This window comes from Streptomyces sp. NPDC059900 (genome assembly GCF_050270335.1).
GTDB lineage: Bacteria > Actinomycetota > Actinomycetes > Streptomycetales > Streptomycetaceae > Streptomyces.
Map to the genome: position 1 here is coordinate 1 of NZ_JBNNJZ010000126.1, position 18,420 is coordinate 18,420.

Below are 18,420 nucleotides of genomic sequence, written 5' to 3' on the forward strand. Positions count from 1 at the left end.
CAGGACCTCTCCCACCCGCCCGCCCGTTACCCCGCAGGGGCGATCCGCCTCCGGCGGGGAGCTCAGCAGCCCCACCCGGCTTCGCACCGCCACACGGACACCAGGCAGGGCCTGCCCCTCCCACTCGCCCGCACGCAGTTCGCCCCGGGCGGGGCAGGCGGCCCTCACCGCCGGGTGCGCACGGCTCCGCCGCCTAAAGGGACCCCGCCCGGGTCAGCGAGAGCAGGTCCCGGGCCGGGCCCGTGGGGCGGTGTCCCGTGGGCCATACCGCCCGGAGGGCGCGGCGCAGCCGGACCCCCTCCAGGGGGATGCCCACCAGGCGCCGGGCCGACAACTCCTCCCCCACCGCAAGCTCGCTCAGTACCGCGGGCCCCGCCCCGCTCACCGCGGACGCCTTGACCGCCGTGGTGGACGACAGCTCGATCAGCGGACGCGCGAGGCCGCCCAGCGCCGCGTCCAGGACCTGCCGCGTCCCCGAACCCTCCTCCCGGAGAATCAGCGGCGTGGCCGCCAGCTCCCCCGCCCCCAGCGGCTTTCCGCGCCGCGCCCACGCATGGCCCGGCGCCGTGACGACGATCAGGCTGTCGTGCGCGATGACCGCCGAGTCGAGGCCGGTGGGCACCGTGAGCCCTTCCACGAAGCCGAGGTCCGCGTCCCCCGCGAGCAGCCGCTCCGCGACCGCGGTCGAATTGCCGGCCGTCAACGACACCGCCGTGTCCGGCCGCTGCGACCGCAGCGCGATCAGCCAGCCCGGCAGCAGATACTCGGCGATCGTCATGCTCGCCGCAACCCTGAGGCGCGAGTCCCGCCGGTCCCGCAGCGCCTGCGCCCCCGCGTCGAACGCCTCCGCCGCCTCCACGATCCGCCGCGCCCAGTCCGTGACGAGCGCCCCCGCATCCGTGAGCCGCGAGCCGCGCGGCGACCGGTCGACGAGGGCGACCCCGAGCTGCCGCTCCATCGAACGGATACGGCTGCTCGCGGCGGGCTGCGTGATGCCGAGCTCCTTCGCGGCCCGCCCCAGGCTCCCGAGCCGCGCCACGGCGAGCAGCAGCTCCAGCGCCCCCAGATCCGGCACCCGGTGCGCGAGCGGCGCTCCCTCGGACGCACCGGGAGAACCAGCAGAAGACGTACTCATAAGTCCAGGTTATGCCCTCATACGAAGATGACTCCTGGTGGGGGCCCCGCCCGGCGGAGACCGTGGACCCATGGTCACCGTCGCCCACCCGCAGGCACCCCCGAGCACCGTCGCCGACCCCTCGGCGCCCCGCATCACCGGCACCACCCGCCACATAGGCCCGAACTGGTACGCCGCCGTCATGGGCACGGCGATCATCGCGAGCGCGGGCGCGACCCTGCCGGTCCGCGTCCCCGGGCTGCGGACCGCCTGCACGGCGGTCTGGGCGCTGGCCCTGCTCATGCTGGCCGTGCTCGTCGCCGCCCGCACCCTGCACTGGATCCACCACCGCGACCAGGCCCGCGCCCATCTCCTCGACCCGGCCGTCGCCCCCTTCTACGGCTGCCTCTCCATGGCCCTGCTCGCGGTCGGCGGCGGCGCGCTCATCGTGGGCGAGGACTGGATCGGCACGGGCGCGGCGGTCGCGCTCGACGCCGTGCTCTTCACCGCCGGTACGCTCATCGGCCTCGCTGCGGCCGTCGCGATCCCGTACCTGATGGTGGTGAAGCACCGCGTCGAGCCGGGCCAGGCATCGCCCGTCTGGCTGCTTCCCCTGGTGGCGCCCATGGTGTCCGCCGCACTCGGCCCGCTCCTGGTGCCGCACCTCCCGGCGGGCCAGGCCCGGGAGACACTCCTGTTCGCCTGCTTCGCGATGTTCGGCCTGAGCCTGCTCGCCACCCTGGTGATGCTGCCGATGATCTTCGCGCGCCTGATTGCCGGCGGCCCGTTCCCGCTCGCGCTCACACCGACGCTGTTCCTGGTGCTCGGCCCGCTCGGCCAGTCGACGACCGCCGCGAACAAGTTCGCCGACACCGCGGCCGCAGGCGTCGTCCCCGCCCCGTACGACCAGGGCTTCGCCGTCTTCGCCGTGCTCTACGGCGTCCCGGTGATGGGCTTCGCCCTGCTGTGGCTGGCGCTCGCGGGCGCGATGGTGATCCGCGCCCGGCGCCGGGGCATGGGCTTCGCGATGACCTGGTGGGCGTTCACGTTCCCCGTCGGCACCTGCGTCACGGGCGCCGAAGGCCTGGGCAAGCACACGGGCCTCGCGGTCTACGACTGGCTGGCGATCACCCTGTACGCCCTCCTGGTGACCGCCTGGGCAGTGGCCCTCACCCACACCCTGCGCGGCACCCTCAACGGCAAGCTGCTCGCAGCGCCGCGCCGAGCACGGCCGGGGCCTTCGCCAGTGACGGGCCGTACCACGTGAGGTGACGGCCGCTGACGAGCGCCGAGGGGATCGTGAACTCCTCGGGGCCGTCGTCGGCGGTGAAGCGGTACGGCTCGTCGGGCAGCACCATCAAGTCGGCTCCCGCGCCCCGCAGTTCCTCCACCGGGACACGCGGATAGCGCTCGGCATGCAACGCGTACGCGTTGTCGACGCCGAGGCGGCTCAGCAGATCCCCGGCGAACGTGTCGCGGCCCAGGACCATCCAGGGCCGCCGCCAGATCGGGATCACAGCCGTCAAACGGGCCTCCGGCAAAGGCAGTTGCTCCCACACGGCCCCGGCATCCTCCAGCCAGCCCGGCCGCCCCGCCCCGCAGGCGGCGAGCACCATGGCCAGCTCACGGAAGGCGCCCGGCAGATCCCGTACCTCCGTCACGAGCACCTCGACCCCCGCCGCCCGCAGCATGGCGAGGTCGGGCTCGCGGTTCTCCTCTTCGTTGGCGATCACCAGGTCCGGGGCGAGGCCGATGACGCGGCGCACGTCGGGGTTCTTCGTGCCCCCGATGCGCACGACGTCCAGATCCGCCGGATGGCTGCACCAGTCCGTGGCCCCGACCAGCGCTCCCGGCACGCTGACGGCGACCGCCTCGGTCAGCGAGGGCACGAGGGAAACGACCCGCACACCGGCCACCGTGCCTCCCCCTCAGCGCCGCGAGTCGTCCACGGCGTCGATGTGATCGCCGACGGCCACCACGAGCACCTGGCTGTCCGGCACGGTCGCCCGCCACCGGTGGCGCACCCCGCCCGTCAGATACAGGCTGTCGCCGCGCCCGAGCCGGTACGCCCTGCCCTCGGCCTCGACCTCGACGGCGCCGCCCACCACGTACATCAACTCGTCGTTGCGGTGCTGGAACTCGCGTCCCTCGTCGTGGTCTCCGGTGAACTCGATGGCGTGCAGCTGGTGGTGACCCCGCACCAGATTGCGTATGCGGGCGTCGGGCGAGGACGGGGAGGGAGTCCCGGCGTCGCCCTCCCCGGCGCGCATGACGTCGACCGTGCACGCGGGATCCGCCGCCGCGAGCAGTTCGACCTCGGTCGTCCGCAGGGCGTCGGCGACACGTTGCAGGGAACGGCTGCTGGGCCGGGCCCGCTCGTTCTCCACCTGGCTCAGGAAGGGCACCGAGAGTCCGCTGCGCTCGGCCACCACGGCGAGGGTGAGCTCCAGCTGCCGGCGGCGGCGCCGCACGGCCGAGCCCACCCGGAGGGTTTCCTTCTGCTCGTCCATCGCCTCGGCTCCCTTCTGCGCGTCGGTCCACTCTCAACCCTGAGGGGTTTTCTGCACCCTACGCATGTTCGCCAAACGGTTTGGCCCCGTTGCACGGACCGCCGCTTACAGCTTTCGCCAGTAGACAAGCTGCCCGGCCTCTCCGGGAGCCGCCCCCTCCTGCGGTATGAACACGCTGACCAGCAAGGACGGCCTGCCCTGCGGGTCGGTGACGAGGGTCGCCGAGGGATTGGCGAAGGCACGGCTCCCGGCGTGCGTCGAGATGTCGATCCGGTCGGCGCGGCCGCTCACCGGGTCGTATGCGTACGACCGCCAGCTGCCGAAGTCGCCCCGCCGGCGCTGTCCCTCGACGAACAGCATCCGCTGCCCGTCCAGCTCGACGGGCGCGCGGTCCCCGAGGTTGCCGCTGTTGCCCCACGCCTGGAGCGCTCGGTCCAGGCGGCGGTCCGGCTCCGCGTGCCAGTCGCGGAACCCGGTGAGGGTGGCGCGCAGCTGGCGGTCGGTGTCGCAGCCGGCGCGATAGTGCCCGGTCAGCTCGATGGTGTCGCCGCGTACGGCCGAGATGCTCGGCGTGCCCTCGGCGCACCGCGACAGGGTGCGCGGCGCGTCGAAGGCGTGCGCGGCGCGCCCGTCGAGCAGCGCGGCCCCGTCGGCGTACGCGCGCACGGCGATGTGGTTCCTCGGGTCCCTCTCGTAGGCGAGGACGTACCCGCCGCGTCCGTCGGCGGCGAGCGAAGCCTGGTGGGTGCCGGGCCCGAAGTCGTGGCGGCGGTGCCAGTGCCGCAGGTCGGCGGAGGTGGCGACGGCGGCATGGAAGCGGCCGTCGTCCAGAAGGGTGTGGTAGACGGCCAGATACGTGCCGTCGGGCCGCTGCGTGATCTGCGCGGCGTCCATGGTGCGCCCGGTGTCGTCCCGCGCGTCGTAGCGGTGGCCGTCGGCGGCGCGCACGTCGCCCGCGAGTCCGGCGAGGCGCGCGGTGCCCGCGGAGGCCGGCGCAGGGCTCGCGTCGGCCAGGTGCGCGAGGAACAGGGCGGCGGCGAGGGCCAGGGCCACGACGGCGAGCAGGCGGGGCGTGGCATGGACGGTCACGGAGGGGCACTTACGTTCGAGCGGCGGGGAGGCTGCCCAGCCTAGGCAGCGGGGGCACGCCGGGGAACGCCGCGAGGGGTGGGCTTCGCCACAAGGGCGAGGCCCACCCCTCGGGGTGATCCAGCGGCTCGGAGCCGGAACTACAGAGTTATGACTGCGGAGTCATCTTCTGCTCGAAGCCCGGGTTCTTCTTCAGCCACTCGTCGACGGCCTTGGGCTCATTGCCCTTGCCCGCCTTGTTGATCTCGTTCTCCAGGCTGGCCAGTTCCTGCTCGCTCATCTTGAAGTTCTTGAGCCACTTCGTGAGCTGCGGGTACTGCTTGGGGAACTCCTTGCTGGAGATCGTGCGGATCGTGTCGCCCTTGCCGAAGCCCAGCTTGGGGTCCTTCAGCTTGGTGAGCTTGTACTCGTTGTACGCCCAGTGCGGCGACCAGAGCAGAACCGCGACCGGCTCCTTCTTGGCGTACGCCGACTTCAGCTCGGACAGCATCGCCGGCGTCGAACCGGAGACGATCTTGTACTCCTTGTCCAGGCCGTAGCCGGGCAGGACCTTGTTCTTCAGGGCCGTCATCACGCCCGTGCCGGGCTCGATGCCGATGATCTTGCCCTTGAACTTGTCGCCCTTGCCCTTGAGGTCCTCGAGCGACTTCACGCCCTTGACGTACGAGGGGACGGCGATCTCCAGGGACGTCGGGCTGTACCAGGAGCCCAGGTCCTTGAGGTTCGCCTTGTTCTTGTCCCAGTACTGCTTCTGGGCCGTGGGCAGCCACGCGTCGAGATCCAGGTCCAGGTCGCCCTGCGCGAGAGCGGTGTAGACCGGGCCGACATCCGACGGCGTCAGCTTCATCTTGTAGCCGCGCTTCTCCAGGACACGCTTCCAGAGATTGGTGACGGCGATGTTCTCGTCCCACGCGAAGTACGCGGCGTTCAGCGGACGCTTCGCCTCGGCGGGGGTGGAGTTCTTCGGCAGCGGGGCCAGCTTGTCGACGACGCCCGGGTTCTTCTTCAGCCAGGCGCGCACGGCTTCCTGCTGCTTGCCCTTGCCCGCCTTGTTGATCTCCGCCTCAAGACTCGTGAGCTGCTTCTCGCTCATCTTGAAGTCCTTGAGCCACTTGGCGACCTGCGGGTTCTCGTCCGAGAAGCCCTTGCGCGCGAGCGTGTGCACGCCGTCGCCCTTGCCCCAGGAACCCTTCGGGTCCTTGAGCTTCTTCAGGTCGAAGTCGCTGTAGGCCCAGTGCGGCGACCAGAGCGTGGTGACGATCGGTTCCTTCTTGGCGTACGCGCGCTTGAGCTCGGCCAGCATCGCCGGCGTGGAGCCGTCGACGACCTTGTACTCCTTGTCGAGGCCGTACTCCTTGAGGACCTTGTCCTTGAGCAGACCCATCATGCCGGCGCTCGGCTCGATGCCGACGATCTTGCCCTTGAACTTGCCGCTCTTGCCCTTGAGGTCCTCGAGCGAGTCGATGCCCTTCACGTAACTGGGCACGGAGAGTTCGAGCGAGGTCGGGCCGAACCACGAGCCCATGTCCTCGAGCTCCTTGCCGTACTTCTTCCAGTACGCGGCGTGCGTCGTCGGCAGCCAGGAGTCGGTCTGGAAGTCGATGCTGCCCTGCGAGAGCGAGGTGTACAGCGGTCCTGCCTCGAGCTGCTTGGTCTGCGGCTTGAAGCCGCGCTGCTCCAGGACTTCCTTCCACAGGAAGGTGGAGGCCACGCCCTCGTCCCAGGGGATGTAGCCGATGTTGATTTCCTTGCCCTGGCCGACGTTCTTCGCGTCCGCGGCCGCTTCCTGCGACTTCGAACCGCCGAAGACGCCCATGCCACCGGCGACGAGCGCGAGGACGACGACGCCGACGACCGCGACGGCGGCCTGCGGACGGTAAGTGAAGATGTTCAGGCCCTGCGCGGCACGCACCTTCGCTGCGGCACGGCGGCCGAGCGGGGAGACCTGGGAGCCCAGCGAGCTGGTCATCCGGTCGAGGTAGATCGCCAGGATGACGATCGCGACGCCCGCCTCGGAGCCGAGACCCACGTTCAGCTGGCCGATGGCCTCGTTGACGTCGGCGCCCAGGCCCTCGGTGCCGACCATGCCCGCGATGGCGGCCATGGACAGACCCAGCATGATGACCTGGTTGACACCGGCCATGATCGTGGGAAGCGCGAGGGGCAGCTGGACGCGCAGCAGGATGTTGCGCGGCGTGGTGCCGAACGCGTCCGCGGCCTCGACCAGTTCCTTGTCGACCTGGCGGATGCCCAGCTCCGTCATGCGGACGCCGGGGGCCAGGGCGAAGATCAGGGTGGCGACGATGCCCGCGGGGGCGCCCATCCCGAAGAAGAGGATGGCGGGGATGAGGTAGATCATCGCCGGCAGCGTCTGCATGAAGTCGAGGACCGGGCGGACGATGCCGCTGACCGTGCTCGACCGCGCCGCCCAGATGCCCACGGGCACGGAGATGATCAGCGCGATGATCGTCGAGACGAGCACCAGGGACAGCGTCATCATCGCGTGGTCCCACAGTTCCAGCGAGATGATGAACGCGAAGCCCGCGAAGGTCAGCACACCGGCGACCACACCGCGCAGCCAGAACGCGATGACCGCGAAGATGCCCGCGAGGAGCAGCGGCTCGGGCGCCTGGAGCAGGTCGGATATGCCGTCGTACGCGCCTTGGAAGACGGTCTGGAAGAAGTCGAACAACCAGGCCATGTGGCTGAGCAGCCAGTCGACGCCGTCGTTGACCCACTCGCCGAAGGGAATCCTAGGCACCGCTGACCACCTTGCCCGCGGCCTTGCCGCCGTTCTCCTGTGCCTTCTGCGCCGGGACGGCGTCCTTCGGCTCGTCCTCGGAGGACATCGGCTCGCCGAGCACCGCGAGCAGCCGCGCCCGCGGCACGACGCCGATGAGCTTGCCGTCGTCGTCGGTCACGGCCACGGCCACACCACTGGTGGAGCACGGCGTGAACAGCTCGATGATCGGGGTTTCCGCCCTGACCGTGGCGGGGGCCGCGGCCAGCACGTCCTGTGCGGTCCGCAGTTCCTTGCCCTCGGCGGTCTTCGTGCCGAACGCGGTCTCGGGCTCGGCCATGATCGCGCCCGCCGTGAGGACCCGGGAGCGGTCGACGTCCTGCGTGAACGCGGCGACGTAGTCGTTGGCCGGGGTGACGAGGATGTCCTCGGCGTTGCCGATCTGGACGATCTCGCCGTCGCGCATGACGGCGATCTGGTCGCCCAGGCGCATGGCCTCGTTCAGGTCGTGGGTGATGAAGACGATGGTCTTCTTCAGCCGCTTCTGGAGCTCCAGGAGCTGGTCCTGCATGTCACGGCGGATCAGCGGGTCGAGCGCGCTGAACGACTCGTCCATCAGGAGCAGGTCCGCGTCGGTGGCCAGGGCGCGGGCCAGGCCCACGCGCTGCTGCATACCGCCGGAGAGCTCGTCGGGCCAGGACTTCTCCCAGCCCTTGAGGCCGGCGAGTTCGAGCGCGACCGTGGCGCGCTCCTCGCGCTCGGCGCGCGGCACACCCTGCACCTCGAGGCCGTAACCGGCGTTCTCCAGGACGCTGCGGTGGGGGAAGAGCGCGAAGTGCTGGAAGACCATGCTGATCTTCTTGGAGCGCACCTCGCGCAGCTCACGGGGGCTCAGCGTGGTCAGATCCTGACCTTCGAAGAGCACCTGCCCGGCCGTCGGTTCCGACAGACCGTTGAGCATGCGCAGCAACGTTGACTTGCCGGATCCGGAGAGACCCATCACGACGAAGATCTGGCCCGGCTCGACCGTGAAGGAGGCGTCGATCACCGCGGCAGTGGTGCCTTCGGCGCGCAGTTCCTCTCGGTCGGTTCCGTGGCGGAGTTTCTCCACCGCGTCAGCGGGTCGTCTGCCGAATACCTTGTACAGGTGTTCGGCTTGCAGCCTGGACACATACACCTCTCGGGTTGAACCAAGACGGCCCGCCTCCCCCGCCGGCGGGCCGTGGAGCGACGCGGGTTCTGCCCGCTACTTGCCCGGCGAAATAGTTGAATCCTCGACCGGAGGCGCTCCGGCTCGGCGCCTGCCCCGACTTACACAGAACAAACGCAAGAGTGTTCCAGTTCACATTTCATTCACTTCTGTCCACCCGCATGTCATCTGATCCGGCCCCTTTCCACCGGGGCTGAAACCACACCTTGACGGGTCGGCGGCCGGTCCGCTGTCAGTGCCGTGCGGCATGATGCGAAGGTGACTCAGCAACCGCGACGGCTCATGCTGCTCGACACGGCGTCCCTGTACTACCGGGCCTATTTCGGGGTCCCCGATTCGGTGAAGGCCCCGGACGGCACTCCGGTCAACGCGGTGCGCGGGCTGCTCGACTTCATCGCCCGGCTCGTCCAGGACCACCGCCCCGACGACCTGGTCGCCTGCATGGACGCGGACTGGCGCCCGCGCTGGCGGGTCGAGCTGATCCCGTCGTACAAGGCGCATCGCGTCGCCGAGGAGGTCGAGCAGGGCCCGGACGCCGAGGAGACCCCGGACACGCTCGCGCCCCAGGTCCCGATCATCGAGGACGTCCTGGACGCACTGGGCATCGCCCGCGTGGGCGTGCCGTCGTACGAGGCGGACGACGTCATCGGCACATACGCAGGCCGCGCCACCGGCCCCGTCGACATCGTCACCGGCGACCGCGACCTCTACCAGCTGGTCGACGACGAGCGCGGCATCCGCGTCCTCTACCCCCTCAAGGGCGTCGGCTCCCTCCAGCTCACCGACGAGACCTGGCTCCGCGAGAAGTACGGAGTGGACGGCTCCGGCTATGTGGACCTGGCCCTGCTGCGCGGCGACCCGAGCGACGGCCTGCCCGGCGTGCCCGGCATCGGCGAGAAAACAGCGGCCAAGCTCCTGGACGCGTACGGAAATCTGGCCGGAATCATGGCCGCCGTGGACGACCCGAAGAGCAAGCTGACGCCCTCCCAGCGCAAGCGGCTCGACGAGTCCCGCGCCTATGTGGCCGTCGCGCCGACGGTGGTCCGCGTCGCGGGCGACGTGCCGCTGCCCGAGGTGGACCTCGCACTGCCGGGCGAGCCCCGCGATCCCGCGACCCTGGAGGAGCTGGCCGCCCGCTGGAACCTCGGTGGAGCCCTGAAGCGACTGCTCACGACTCTCCAGGGCTGAGGTGTTAGCTTAGGTAAGCCTAAGCAACATTTGATCAGGGGAGGACGCCGCCATGGCAGAACGTCCGGCACGCAAGGCACCGAAGGCCCACGTCGCACAGGTGGTGCGCACCGAGCGCCTCACCCCGCACATGCAGCGCGTGGTCCTGGGCGGCGAGGGTCTCGCCGAGTTCACCGCGGGCGACTCCACCGACCACTACGTGAAACTGCTCTTCGGTGCCGAGGGCGTGACCTACCCGGAGCCCTTCGACATCCAGCGCATCCGCGAGGAGTTCCCCCGCGAGCAGTGGCCCGTGACGCGTACGTACACCGTGCGCTCCTGGGACCCTCAGTCCCGCGAGCTCGCCATCGACTTCGTCGTGCACGGCGACGAGGGCCTGGCGGGCCCCTGGGCCAAGAACGTCCGGCCGGGCGCCACGATCCACTTCCTCGGCCCCGGCGGCGGTTACGCCCCGGACGCCGGGGCCGACTGGCACCTGATCGCCGGTGACGAGAGCGCGCTGCCCGCGATCGCCGCCTCCCTCGAAGCACTGCCCGAGGGCGCCACGGCGTACGCCTTCGTGGAGGTCGCCGACGCCGACGAGGAGCAGAAGATCGACTCGGCCGCACAGATCGTGTGGCTGCACCGCGGGCAGCGCCCCGTCGGCGAGGCACTCGTCGAGGCCGTGCGCTCCCTGGACTTCCCCACGGGCGACGTACAGGCCTTCGTGCACGGCGAGGCAGGCTTCGTGAAGGAGCTGCGCCGCTACCTCCGCATGGAGCGCCAGGTCCCCCGCGACCGCCTCTCGATCTCCGGCTACTGGCGCCTGGGCCACAACGAGGACGGCTGGCAGGCGTCCAAGCGCGACTGGAACGCACAGGTGGAGGCAGAGCAGGAGTCGGTGCCCTCGGCTTGAACGGACGCCGGTCGGGTGAGTCGTCGTCTGCCGCTGCGCGGGGGCTGATCACGCAGTTCCCCGCGCCCCTGACGGGGTGCAGGCAAGCCCCGCCAGGGGCGCGGGGAACTGCGCGACAAGCCTCCACCGGCCCGCGGATGAAGTGAGACCAAAATCGGTTCCCCGGGGCGGAGCCTGCTGGCACCATGCCGGGATGCCCTTCAAGACCTCTGACGTCGTCCCGGCGGGCACCTTCGCCCGCCGGGAACAACCGACCATCCCCGTACCCGGAGGGCTGCTCATCCGCCCCTGGCAGGCGGCCGACGCCCCCGCCGTGTACGAGGCGTTCCAGGACCCGGTGATCCAGCGCTGGCACGCCCGCGTGGCCGATTCCGTCGACGAGGCCCGCGGCTGGATCGAGGGCTGGGGCAAGGCCTGGCCCGAGGAGCGCGACGCGTACTGGGCCATCGCCGACGCCGCGACAAACGCGGTGGTGGGCCGGATCGCCCTGCGCCTCATCGTGTTCGGCGACGGCCAGGCCGAGGTCGCCTACTGGACCATGCCGTCCGCCCGCGGCCAGGGCATCGCCCCGCGCGCCCTCACGGCCCTGAGCAACTGGGCGTTCACCGAAGTCGGTCTGCACCGCCTCGAACTCACCCATGCCGTGGCCAACGAGGCCTCCTGCCGCGTCGCGCTCAAGACGGGCTTCGCACCGGAGGGCACCAAGCGCAGCGCGGTGCTCCACGCGGACGGCTGGCACGACATGCACCTGCACGCCCGCATCCGAGGCGACAAGCCGACGGGGCCCTGACCTGCCAGAACCCGGGGAGTACGGCAAGGCGCCCCCGCCAGGCCCCGCCCCGTACTCTTGCCGGTTGTGACCCGTAAGCCCCGCATCCCGCCCTCTCCCCTGCCGCAGCGCCGCGGCGTCGACCCCGTGCGGGTCAAGCTGCCGGCAGACGGGGCGTGGGCGACCGTACGGGATCATCTCGTCGCACGGCTCAAGCCGGAGCCGGGGGTGATCGACGGGATGCTGCGGGACGGTCTCTTCGTAGGCGCGGACGGGCTTCCGGTGGCGCCGGACACTCCCTATGTGCCCGGCGCCTTCGTGTGGTTCCACCGGGACCTGCCGGACGAGGTGCCGGTGCCGTACGGCATCGACGTTGTCTACCGCGACGAGCACATCGTCGTCGCCGACAAGCCGCACTTCCTGGCGACCACGCCCCGCGGCAGCCATGTCACCGAGACCGCGCTCGCCCGGCTGCGCAGGGAGCTGGACCTCCCCGAACTCGGCGCGGCGCACCGCCTGGACCGGCTCACCGCGGGGCTGATCCTCTTCACCGTGCGGCCCGCCGAACGCGGCGCGTACCAGATGCTGTTCGGCGAGCGGCGGGTGCGCAAGGAGTACGAGGCCGTGGCCGCCCACGACCCCGCGGTCGGACTCCCCCGCACCGTCCGCAGCCACATCGTCAAGGAGCGCGGCATCATCGCCGCGTACGAAGTCCCCGGCGCCGAGCCCAACAGCGAGAGCCACGTCGCACTCATCGGGCACCGGGGCGGCCTGGCCCGCTACCGGCTCAGCCAGCACACCGGGCGCACCCACCAGCTGCGGGTGCACATGAACGCCCTGGGCCTGCCGATCCTCGGCGACCCGCTCTACCCGCTGGTGACGGGCCCGGTGCCGCCGGACAAATTCCGGCGGCCCCTGCAACTCCTCTCACGCGTCATGGAGTTCACGGACCCCGTCACGGGCGCCGACCACCGCTTCGTCAGCACCCGCGAGCTGGCCGCCTGGACCTCGTACGACTCCTGGGCGGGCCCGTCACCGGACGCGGCGGACGGTCAGTAGCCGCGCCACCAGGTGACAAGGCGCCGCCACGCCCCCTGCCGCGGCACGGGCGCGGTCACCGGCGCCGAGTCGGGCACGGGCGGCGTCCCGGCGGGCGCCGCCGGCTGCGGTGTCGCGGGCCGCGGCGCCGGCGAGGACACCTGCCAGTCGCCCCGCGCGTCGGGCACCCGCGCCATGGGCCGCGCCATCACGTCCTGCGGAGGCCGCGGCGCGAAGTGCACGGGAAGCTCCACCAGGTGCCGGGAGAGGATCGACGAGGTCCACCTCAACTCATGCTCCTCGACGGCCAGTTCCACGTCCGGGAAGCGCATGAGGAGCGCGTCCACGCCGGTTTCGGCGATGGCACGGCCGATGTCCTGCCCGGGACACTCGTGCGGTCCGCCGCCGAACGCCAGATGGGAGCGGTTGCCCTGCATGTTCGCGGCGAGATCCGGGCGGACGACGGGGTCCACGTTGCCCGGCGCGATACCGAAGATCAGACCGTCGCCCGCCTTGATCTCCTGGCCGCCGAGCTGCGTGTCCTGCTTGGCGAAGTACCCGACCATGGCGCTGAAGGGCGGCTCGTCCCACAGGGACTGCTCGATCGCCTCCGGCACCGTCATCTGGCCGCCGCTGAGCTGGGCGCGGAAACGCGGGTCGGTCAGGACCATGCGCAGGGCGTTCGCGATGAGGTTGGCCGTCGCCTCGTACGAGGCGATGAGCACGAGCCGCAGGTGCGTGCCGACCTCCTCGTCGGTGAGCTGCTGGGGCTGCGAGATGAGGTTGCTGGCGAAGTCCTCCTCGGCCTTCGCCCTGCGCCGCGCCACCAGGCGCATCAGCGCGTCCATGATGTACGCGTTGCTGGCGATGGCGGTCTCGGTGCCCCGGAGCATGTCGCGTGCGGCCTGCACGATCCGCTCGTTGTACTCCTCGGGCATGCCGATGACATGGCACATCACCATCATCGGCAGATGCTCGGCGAACTCGCTCACCAGGTCGGCCTTGCCGCCCTGGCAGAGGTCGTTGAGCAGGAGGTTGCTGTAGCGGTTGATGTAGCGCCGGATGCCGCGGTGGTCGAGGCCCGCCATGGCGCCGGTGACCGCGCCGCGCAGCCGCTTGTGCTCGTCGCCCTCCACGAAACTGGCCATGGGCTGCCAGGTGACGACGGGGGCGAGCGGGTGGTCGGCGCCCATGCTGCCGTCCTGGACGGCCCGCCACTGGCGCGCGTCGCGGGTGTACTGCGAGGGGGTGCGCACCATGTGCAGGTTCTCGCTGTGGCCGAGGACGGCCCAGATGGGTACGTCGTTGTGCAGCAGGGCCGGGGCCACCGCGCCGTGGTCGGCGCGCATCTTCTCGTACACGCCCGCGAGGTCGGTGTCCGCCTCGGGCCCATAGAGCCGGCGGGCGCCGCCGGGGCCGGTCCCGAGGCCGTGCGCGGGGCAGCCGGGGGGCGGCACGGCCGGGTCGTCCGTGCCGGGGTGGGAGTGGGAAGGGGTCGTCACGTTCGTCGCTCCGGGGTTGCGGAAGAGATTCCGGGGAGTTTCCGGGGTTGCGGATGAGATGTGGCGTCAGACGCGGGCCACGGTCAGGGAGTGCAGGTAGCGCATGAGGGTCAGCAGGGTGTCCCGGCTCGATGCGCGCTGCCGGGCGTCGCACGTGACCATCGGCACGGCCTCGTCGAGGTCGAGTGCGCGGCGCAGCGTGTCCATCGGGTGACGGGGCGCGTCGGGGAAGTCGTTCACGGCGACGACGAAGGGCACACCGCGCTCCTCGAGGCGGCCGATCACGTCGAAGCTGACTTCGAGACGGCGCGTGTCGATCAGGACGACCGCGCCGAGCGCGCCTTCGAAGAGGCCGTTCCACAGGAACCAGAAGCGCTCCTGGCCGGGGGTGCCGAACAGATAGAGCACCAGCTCTTCGGAGAGGCTGATCCGGCCGAAGTCCATGGCGACGGTGGTGGCCGTCTTGGTCTCCGAGCCGTAGTTGTCGTCGACGCCGATACCGGCCTGGGTCATGGTCTCTTCGGTGGTCAGCGGACGGATCTCGCTGACCGAGCCGACCATCGTGGTCTTGCCGACGCCGAACCCGCCCACGATCACGACCTTCACGGCCGCCGTGGCCGTGTGCGGCAGGACCTCGTCACTGCTGGGCCCGGTGATCGTGTCAGAGCTTTTGAAGTCCATGCATCACCGCTTCGAGAAGGGAACGGTCGGGGAGGGTGGAGCGGACGATCGGCGCCCGCGCCTGTACCAGTTCGACCCCGAGCATCTTCGTGAGCAGGACGGTCACCACGCTGAACGGCAGCGCGAGATAGGCCGAGATCTCGGCGACGGACAGCGGCGTCCCGCACAGCCGCAGGACCGCGGCGTGCTCCGGCTCTGCCGTCGGCGGTGCCTCGCCGTGCGCGACGATCAGCGTGACGAGGTCCAGGGGCGCCCTCTCCGTGTCCTCACCGGTCAGGATGTAGAGCCGCTCGGGATTCTCCGGGCTGCGCCGTTCCCGTTGGGGAGGGTCGTCTCGGTGGGAGGGGTTCTCGCCTTGCGGAGGACTCATACGGCCTGCCCGTCACGCCGTGGCGGGCTCGTCAGATGGGCGCCGATCCGCACGACCAGGTCCCGCATGCGGTTGCCGATGAGGCCCGCGTCGACGGTTTCGTCGGCGAGCACGGCGAGGTAGGCGCCCGCTCCCGCGGCCATCAGGTAGAAGTAGCCCCCGTCGACCTCGATGATCACCATGCGCATCCCGCCGCCGCTGCGCGGGATCTCGGTGGCGACCGCGGCGGCCAGGGACTGAAGTCCCGCGCAGGCGGCGGCGAGCCGGTCGGCGCCGTCGGGGTCTCCGCCGTAGCGCGCGATGCGCAGGCCGTCCGCGGAGAGCACGACGATCTGCCGGGTCTGCGGCACCCCGTCGGCGAGTTCCTTGAGCATCCAGTCGAAATTGGCCCGTTGCTGGATCACTTCCAGCCTCCCTCGTCGGCGTTGTCGGCATTGCCGTGGTCGGTCTCGCTGTGTCCCTTGGGGAACAACGGGTCATCGGCCGCGGAGTCGTCGCCGTTGACGCCCTTCATGAAGGCCTCGATCCAGAGGCCGGGCTCCTTCTCCTCCTTCTTCGCCGGTTCGGGAGCGGCCGGTGCGCTCGCCTGCCGGGAGTACTGGGCGCGCTGCTTGGCGTACTTCTCGTCCGCCGCCTCCTGGGCGAGGCGCTCGGCCAGCGGGGTGCGGACCCGGCTGCGGCGCTGCGGCAGGCCGTTCGCCGTCCATTCGGTGACCTCGGGGATGTCGTCCTCCATGGCCGCGGTGAGCGGCTTGGGGATCGGCGGCCCGGCCGTCATCACGCGGGGCTTCTTGCGCCGGATGCCGTGGGGCTCCTCGATGGGGCGGCCCTCGGAGTTCACCCGGGGCACGGCAGACGCGCCGATGCCGTGCGCGAGGCCGGGCGCGGGCCCGGTGGTGATCATCTCGCGCGGGACGATGAGCACCGCGCGGACGCCGCCGTACGCGGACTGCCGCAGCGAGACCTGGAGGTTGTACATCTGCGAGAGGCGGCCCACGACGGCCATGCCGAGTCGGGGGCTCTCGCCGAGGTCGTTCAGGTCGATGCCGGCCTGCGCCTGTGCGAGCATCCGCTCGGCCCGTGCCCGCGCCTCCTCGCTGAGGCTGACGCCGCCGTCCTCGATCTCGACGGCGATGCCCGTCTGCACCTCGACGGCGGTGACGTGCACGCGGGTCTGCGGCGGCGAGTAGCGCGTGGCGTTGTCGAGCAGCTCGGCGCAGGCGTGGATGAGCGGTTCCACGGACGTGCCGCGGATGGCGACCTTGGCGATCGAGTGCAGGTCGACGCGCTGGTACTCCAGGATCCGGGACATGGCGCCGCGCAGCACGCTGAACAGCGGTACGGGCTTGGGCCATTGGCGTCCCGGCCGGGCGCCGCCGAGCACGGTGATCGAGTCGGCGAGGCGGCCGATGAGGGCGGTGCCGTGGTCGATGCGCAGCAGGTCGTCGAAGACCTCGGGGTTGCGGCCGTGGAACTCCTCCATCTCGCGCAGTTCCGCGGCCTGCTGGTGGACGATGGACTGGACGCGCCGGGCGATGTTGACGAAGGCGCGCTGCGAGGACTCGCGCATCGCCTCTCCGGTGTCCAGGGTGTCAAGGACGTTGCGGAGCATCTGGCGCTGTGACTCGGGGAGTTCGGAGAAGGACTCGTCGCTGTCGACGAGGTGGCGGATGACTTCCGAGGGTGCTTCGCCCTGCCGGAGCCGGAAGACGGCCTCGGGGATGATCTCCCTGCCCAGGCGGATGGTCTCGTCGTCGTGGGACGCGATGCGCCGGTCCAGGTAGGCGAGCCGCTGTGCGTACTGCGTGTGCAGCGCCCGCAGGTGCCGGCCGCGGCGCACCGCTTCGGCGCCGGCCACGACGACCGCGAGGGTCGCGATCGCGCCGCAGAAGCCCACCGCGATGCGGGCAGGTTCCGATACGGCCGCGACGGCGGCTCCGGTCGCCGCGGCCATCAGCATGGCGGGCAGCAACAGCGCACGTGCGTAAGGGACTTCTCGGCCACCGGGAGGCGATTGAACACTCACCATGTATGCCCTCTGAACACTCGTCTAGGGGAAGGAAAGGGGGATTGGTTCCGTGAAATCGGGGGATTTTAGGGGTTGTTGAGCGTGGTAGACGTATCCGAACTATTCGAAAGAACTGGGAACAAGCGCGCGAATTCGTCGCAACTCGTTTCAACTCGCCGCGCTCCGGGCGAGCCTAGTGGGCCGAATTCATCGCCGAGTCATATTCAGCAACCCTCTGCACCGGGCGTACCGACGGGCATACACTCGGCTGCATTTGCACGCCCGGCGATCAATCGAACACATGGAGTGATGACGTCGAACAGGCGTAACTGGATACGAAAGAGGGCGGGCCCGGGGGTCAAAACCCCGGGCCCGCCCTCCTCGGCGTAGGCCGTCAGCCGTCAGCCGTCAGCCGTCAGCCAACCGAGCTGTACGCCACGACCCCTCGCAGCAGCTGGTCCACGGCCTTCCGTGCGTTCCTGGCCACGGTCGAGTCCTCCCGCGGAGCGGCAGCCGCGATCTGTCCGAGGACATCGATCACCTGCTTGCACCAGCGCACGAAGTCCCCGGCCGGCATCTCGATCTCCCGCAGGACCTCGTCGAGGCCCTTGTCGGACGCCCACATGTACGCCGCCCAGGCGAACCCGAGATCAGGTTCCCGCTGTCCGACCCCTTCCGCCTGGTTGATCTTGAAGTCTTCCTCAAGGGCATCGAGCCGCCCCCAGATCCGCACCATCTCGCCGAGCGAGGCCTTCACCTTGCCGGAGGGCAGCTTCGGGGCGAGGGCGTCGTCCGCCATCCGGGCCTCGAACACCAACGCCGAGACGCACGCGGCCAGTTCGGCCGGGCTGAGCCCTTCCCACACGCCTTCCCGCAGGCATTCGCTCGCCAGGAGGTCGAGCTCTCCATAGAGCCGGGCGAGCCGCTTGCCGTTCTGGGTGACCTCGTCGCCCCGCAGATAGTCCATCTCGGTCAGCAGCGCGACGATCCGGTCGAAGGTCCGCGCGATGGTGTTGGTGCGCCCCTCGATCCGCCGCTCCAGCTGCACGGTGTCCCGCCGCAGGCGGTAGTAGCGCTCGGCCCACCGGGCGTGGTCCTCCCGCTCGTCGCACCCGTGGCAGGGGTGCGCGCGCAGTTCCGTACGGAGGCGGGCGATCTCGCGGTCGTCCGCGGCGGCCGCGCGGCCCTTGCGGTGGCGCTCGGGCACGATGTGCCCGGCCTTCGTGCGCAGCGCGGACGCCAGGTCGCGGCGCGACTGCGGCGAGCGCGCGTTGAACGACTTCGGAATGCGCATCCGGTCCAGGGC

Annotated in this window: 16 protein-coding genes and 1 pseudogene; 5 read left to right on the top strand and 12 right to left on the bottom strand. The window is 70.7% G+C overall.

Annotated features, from left to right (window positions below):
- Positions 1 to 193 precede the first annotated feature (193 nt).
- Complete coding sequence (locus ACQKIP_RS18900) at positions 194 to 1,135, bottom strand: LysR family transcriptional regulator (protein ID WP_365860100.1); 942 nt, start codon at positions 1,133 to 1,135, stop codon at positions 194 to 196.
- Positions 1,136 to 1,205: 70 nt separating this feature from the next.
- Between ACQKIP_RS18900 and ACQKIP_RS18905 the strand changes: the two genes are divergently transcribed.
- On the top strand, positions 1,206 to 2,381 hold the full coding sequence (locus ACQKIP_RS18905; RefSeq protein WP_365860099.1) for a TDT family transporter: 1,176 nt from the start codon (positions 1,206 to 1,208) through the stop codon (positions 2,379 to 2,381).
- On the opposite strand, the gene ACQKIP_RS18910 is transcribed toward ACQKIP_RS18905, so the two are convergent.
- From ACQKIP_RS18910 to ACQKIP_RS18930, 5 genes are all read right to left on the bottom strand, one after another.
- Positions 2,308 to 3,021, bottom strand: a complete 714-nt coding sequence (locus ACQKIP_RS18910; RefSeq protein ID WP_365860098.1) for a helical backbone metal receptor — start codon at positions 3,019 to 3,021, stop codon at positions 2,308 to 2,310. The two genes, ACQKIP_RS18905 and ACQKIP_RS18910, sit on opposite strands and share 74 nt — an antisense overlap.
- Before the next feature lie 21 nt (positions 3,022 to 3,042).
- Entirely contained in the window at positions 3,043 to 3,624 is a 582-nt protein-coding gene (locus ACQKIP_RS18915) for a helix-turn-helix domain-containing protein (protein WP_365860097.1), read from the bottom strand.
- Positions 3,625 to 3,729: 105 nt separating this feature from the next.
- On the bottom strand, positions 3,730 to 4,713 hold the full coding sequence (locus tag ACQKIP_RS18920) for a hypothetical protein (protein WP_365860096.1): 984 nt from the start codon (positions 4,711 to 4,713) through the stop codon (positions 3,730 to 3,732).
- Between the two features lie 148 nt (positions 4,714 to 4,861).
- Positions 4,862 to 7,474: an ABC transporter permease/substrate binding protein gene (locus ACQKIP_RS18925; protein WP_365860095.1), complete on the bottom strand. Its 2,613-nt coding sequence runs from the start codon at positions 7,472 to 7,474 to the stop codon at positions 4,862 to 4,864.
- A complete protein-coding gene (locus ACQKIP_RS18930) occupies positions 7,467 to 8,624 on the bottom strand; it encodes a quaternary amine ABC transporter ATP-binding protein (RefSeq protein WP_365860094.1) in 1,158 nt (385 codons plus the stop codon). The genes ACQKIP_RS18925 and ACQKIP_RS18930 overlap by 8 nt, the downstream gene beginning before the upstream one ends.
- A 321-nt stretch (positions 8,625 to 8,945) precedes the next feature.
- Here ACQKIP_RS18930 and ACQKIP_RS18935 point away from each other — a divergent pair, with 321 nt between their 5' ends.
- From ACQKIP_RS18935 to ACQKIP_RS18950, 4 genes are all read left to right on the top strand, one after another.
- Positions 8,946 to 9,851, top strand: coding sequence for a 5'-3' exonuclease (locus ACQKIP_RS18935; RefSeq protein WP_365860182.1), 906 nt, complete (start codon positions 8,946 to 8,948; stop codon positions 9,849 to 9,851).
- A 52-nt stretch (positions 9,852 to 9,903) separates the two neighbouring features.
- Entirely contained in the window at positions 9,904 to 10,746 is an 843-nt protein-coding gene (locus tag ACQKIP_RS18940; RefSeq protein ID WP_365860093.1) for a siderophore-interacting protein, read from the top strand.
- Positions 10,747 to 10,939: 193 nt separating this feature from the next.
- Positions 10,940 to 11,536, top strand: a complete 597-nt coding sequence (locus ACQKIP_RS18945) for a GNAT family N-acetyltransferase (RefSeq protein ID WP_365860092.1) — start codon at positions 10,940 to 10,942, stop codon at positions 11,534 to 11,536.
- Between the two features lie 66 nt (positions 11,537 to 11,602).
- Positions 11,603 to 12,574 carry an RluA family pseudouridine synthase gene (locus ACQKIP_RS18950; protein ID WP_427743506.1) on the top strand — a complete coding sequence of 324 codons (972 nt, stop codon included), beginning with the start codon at positions 11,603 to 11,605 and terminating at the stop codon, positions 12,572 to 12,574.
- Here ACQKIP_RS18950 and ACQKIP_RS18955 read toward each other — a convergent pair.
- The 6 genes and pseudogenes from ACQKIP_RS18955 to ACQKIP_RS18980 form a co-directional block, all read right to left on the bottom strand.
- Positions 12,568 to 14,055 (bottom strand): cytochrome P450, encoded by a 1,488-nt coding sequence (locus ACQKIP_RS18955; RefSeq protein ID WP_365860090.1) that lies wholly within the window; start codon positions 14,053 to 14,055, stop codon positions 12,568 to 12,570. The genes ACQKIP_RS18950 and ACQKIP_RS18955 overlap by 7 nt on opposite strands.
- A 66-nt stretch (positions 14,056 to 14,121) precedes the next feature.
- Positions 14,122 to 14,736 carry a GTP-binding protein gene (locus tag ACQKIP_RS18960; RefSeq protein ID WP_365860089.1) on the bottom strand — a complete coding sequence of 205 codons (615 nt, stop codon included), beginning with the start codon at positions 14,734 to 14,736 and terminating at the stop codon, positions 14,122 to 14,124.
- Positions 14,717 to 15,106 carry a DUF742 domain-containing protein gene (locus ACQKIP_RS18965; protein ID WP_365860088.1) on the bottom strand — a complete coding sequence of 130 codons (390 nt, stop codon included), beginning with the start codon at positions 15,104 to 15,106 and terminating at the stop codon, positions 14,717 to 14,719. Before ACQKIP_RS18965 ends, ACQKIP_RS18960 begins: the two co-directional genes overlap by 20 nt.
- On the bottom strand, positions 15,103 to 15,510 hold the full coding sequence (locus ACQKIP_RS18970) for a roadblock/LC7 domain-containing protein (protein WP_361196779.1): 408 nt from the start codon (positions 15,508 to 15,510) through the stop codon (positions 15,103 to 15,105). Before ACQKIP_RS18970 ends, ACQKIP_RS18965 begins: the two co-directional genes overlap by 4 nt.
- Positions 15,507 to 17,135, bottom strand: a complete 1,629-nt coding sequence (locus ACQKIP_RS18975; RefSeq protein ID WP_365860087.1) for an ATP-binding protein — start codon at positions 17,133 to 17,135, stop codon at positions 15,507 to 15,509. The genes ACQKIP_RS18970 and ACQKIP_RS18975 overlap by 4 nt, the downstream gene beginning before the upstream one ends.
- A 394-nt stretch (positions 17,136 to 17,529) precedes the next feature.
- Positions 17,530 to 18,420, bottom strand: a pseudogene (locus ACQKIP_RS18980) (DEAD/DEAH box helicase); the annotation flags it as partial.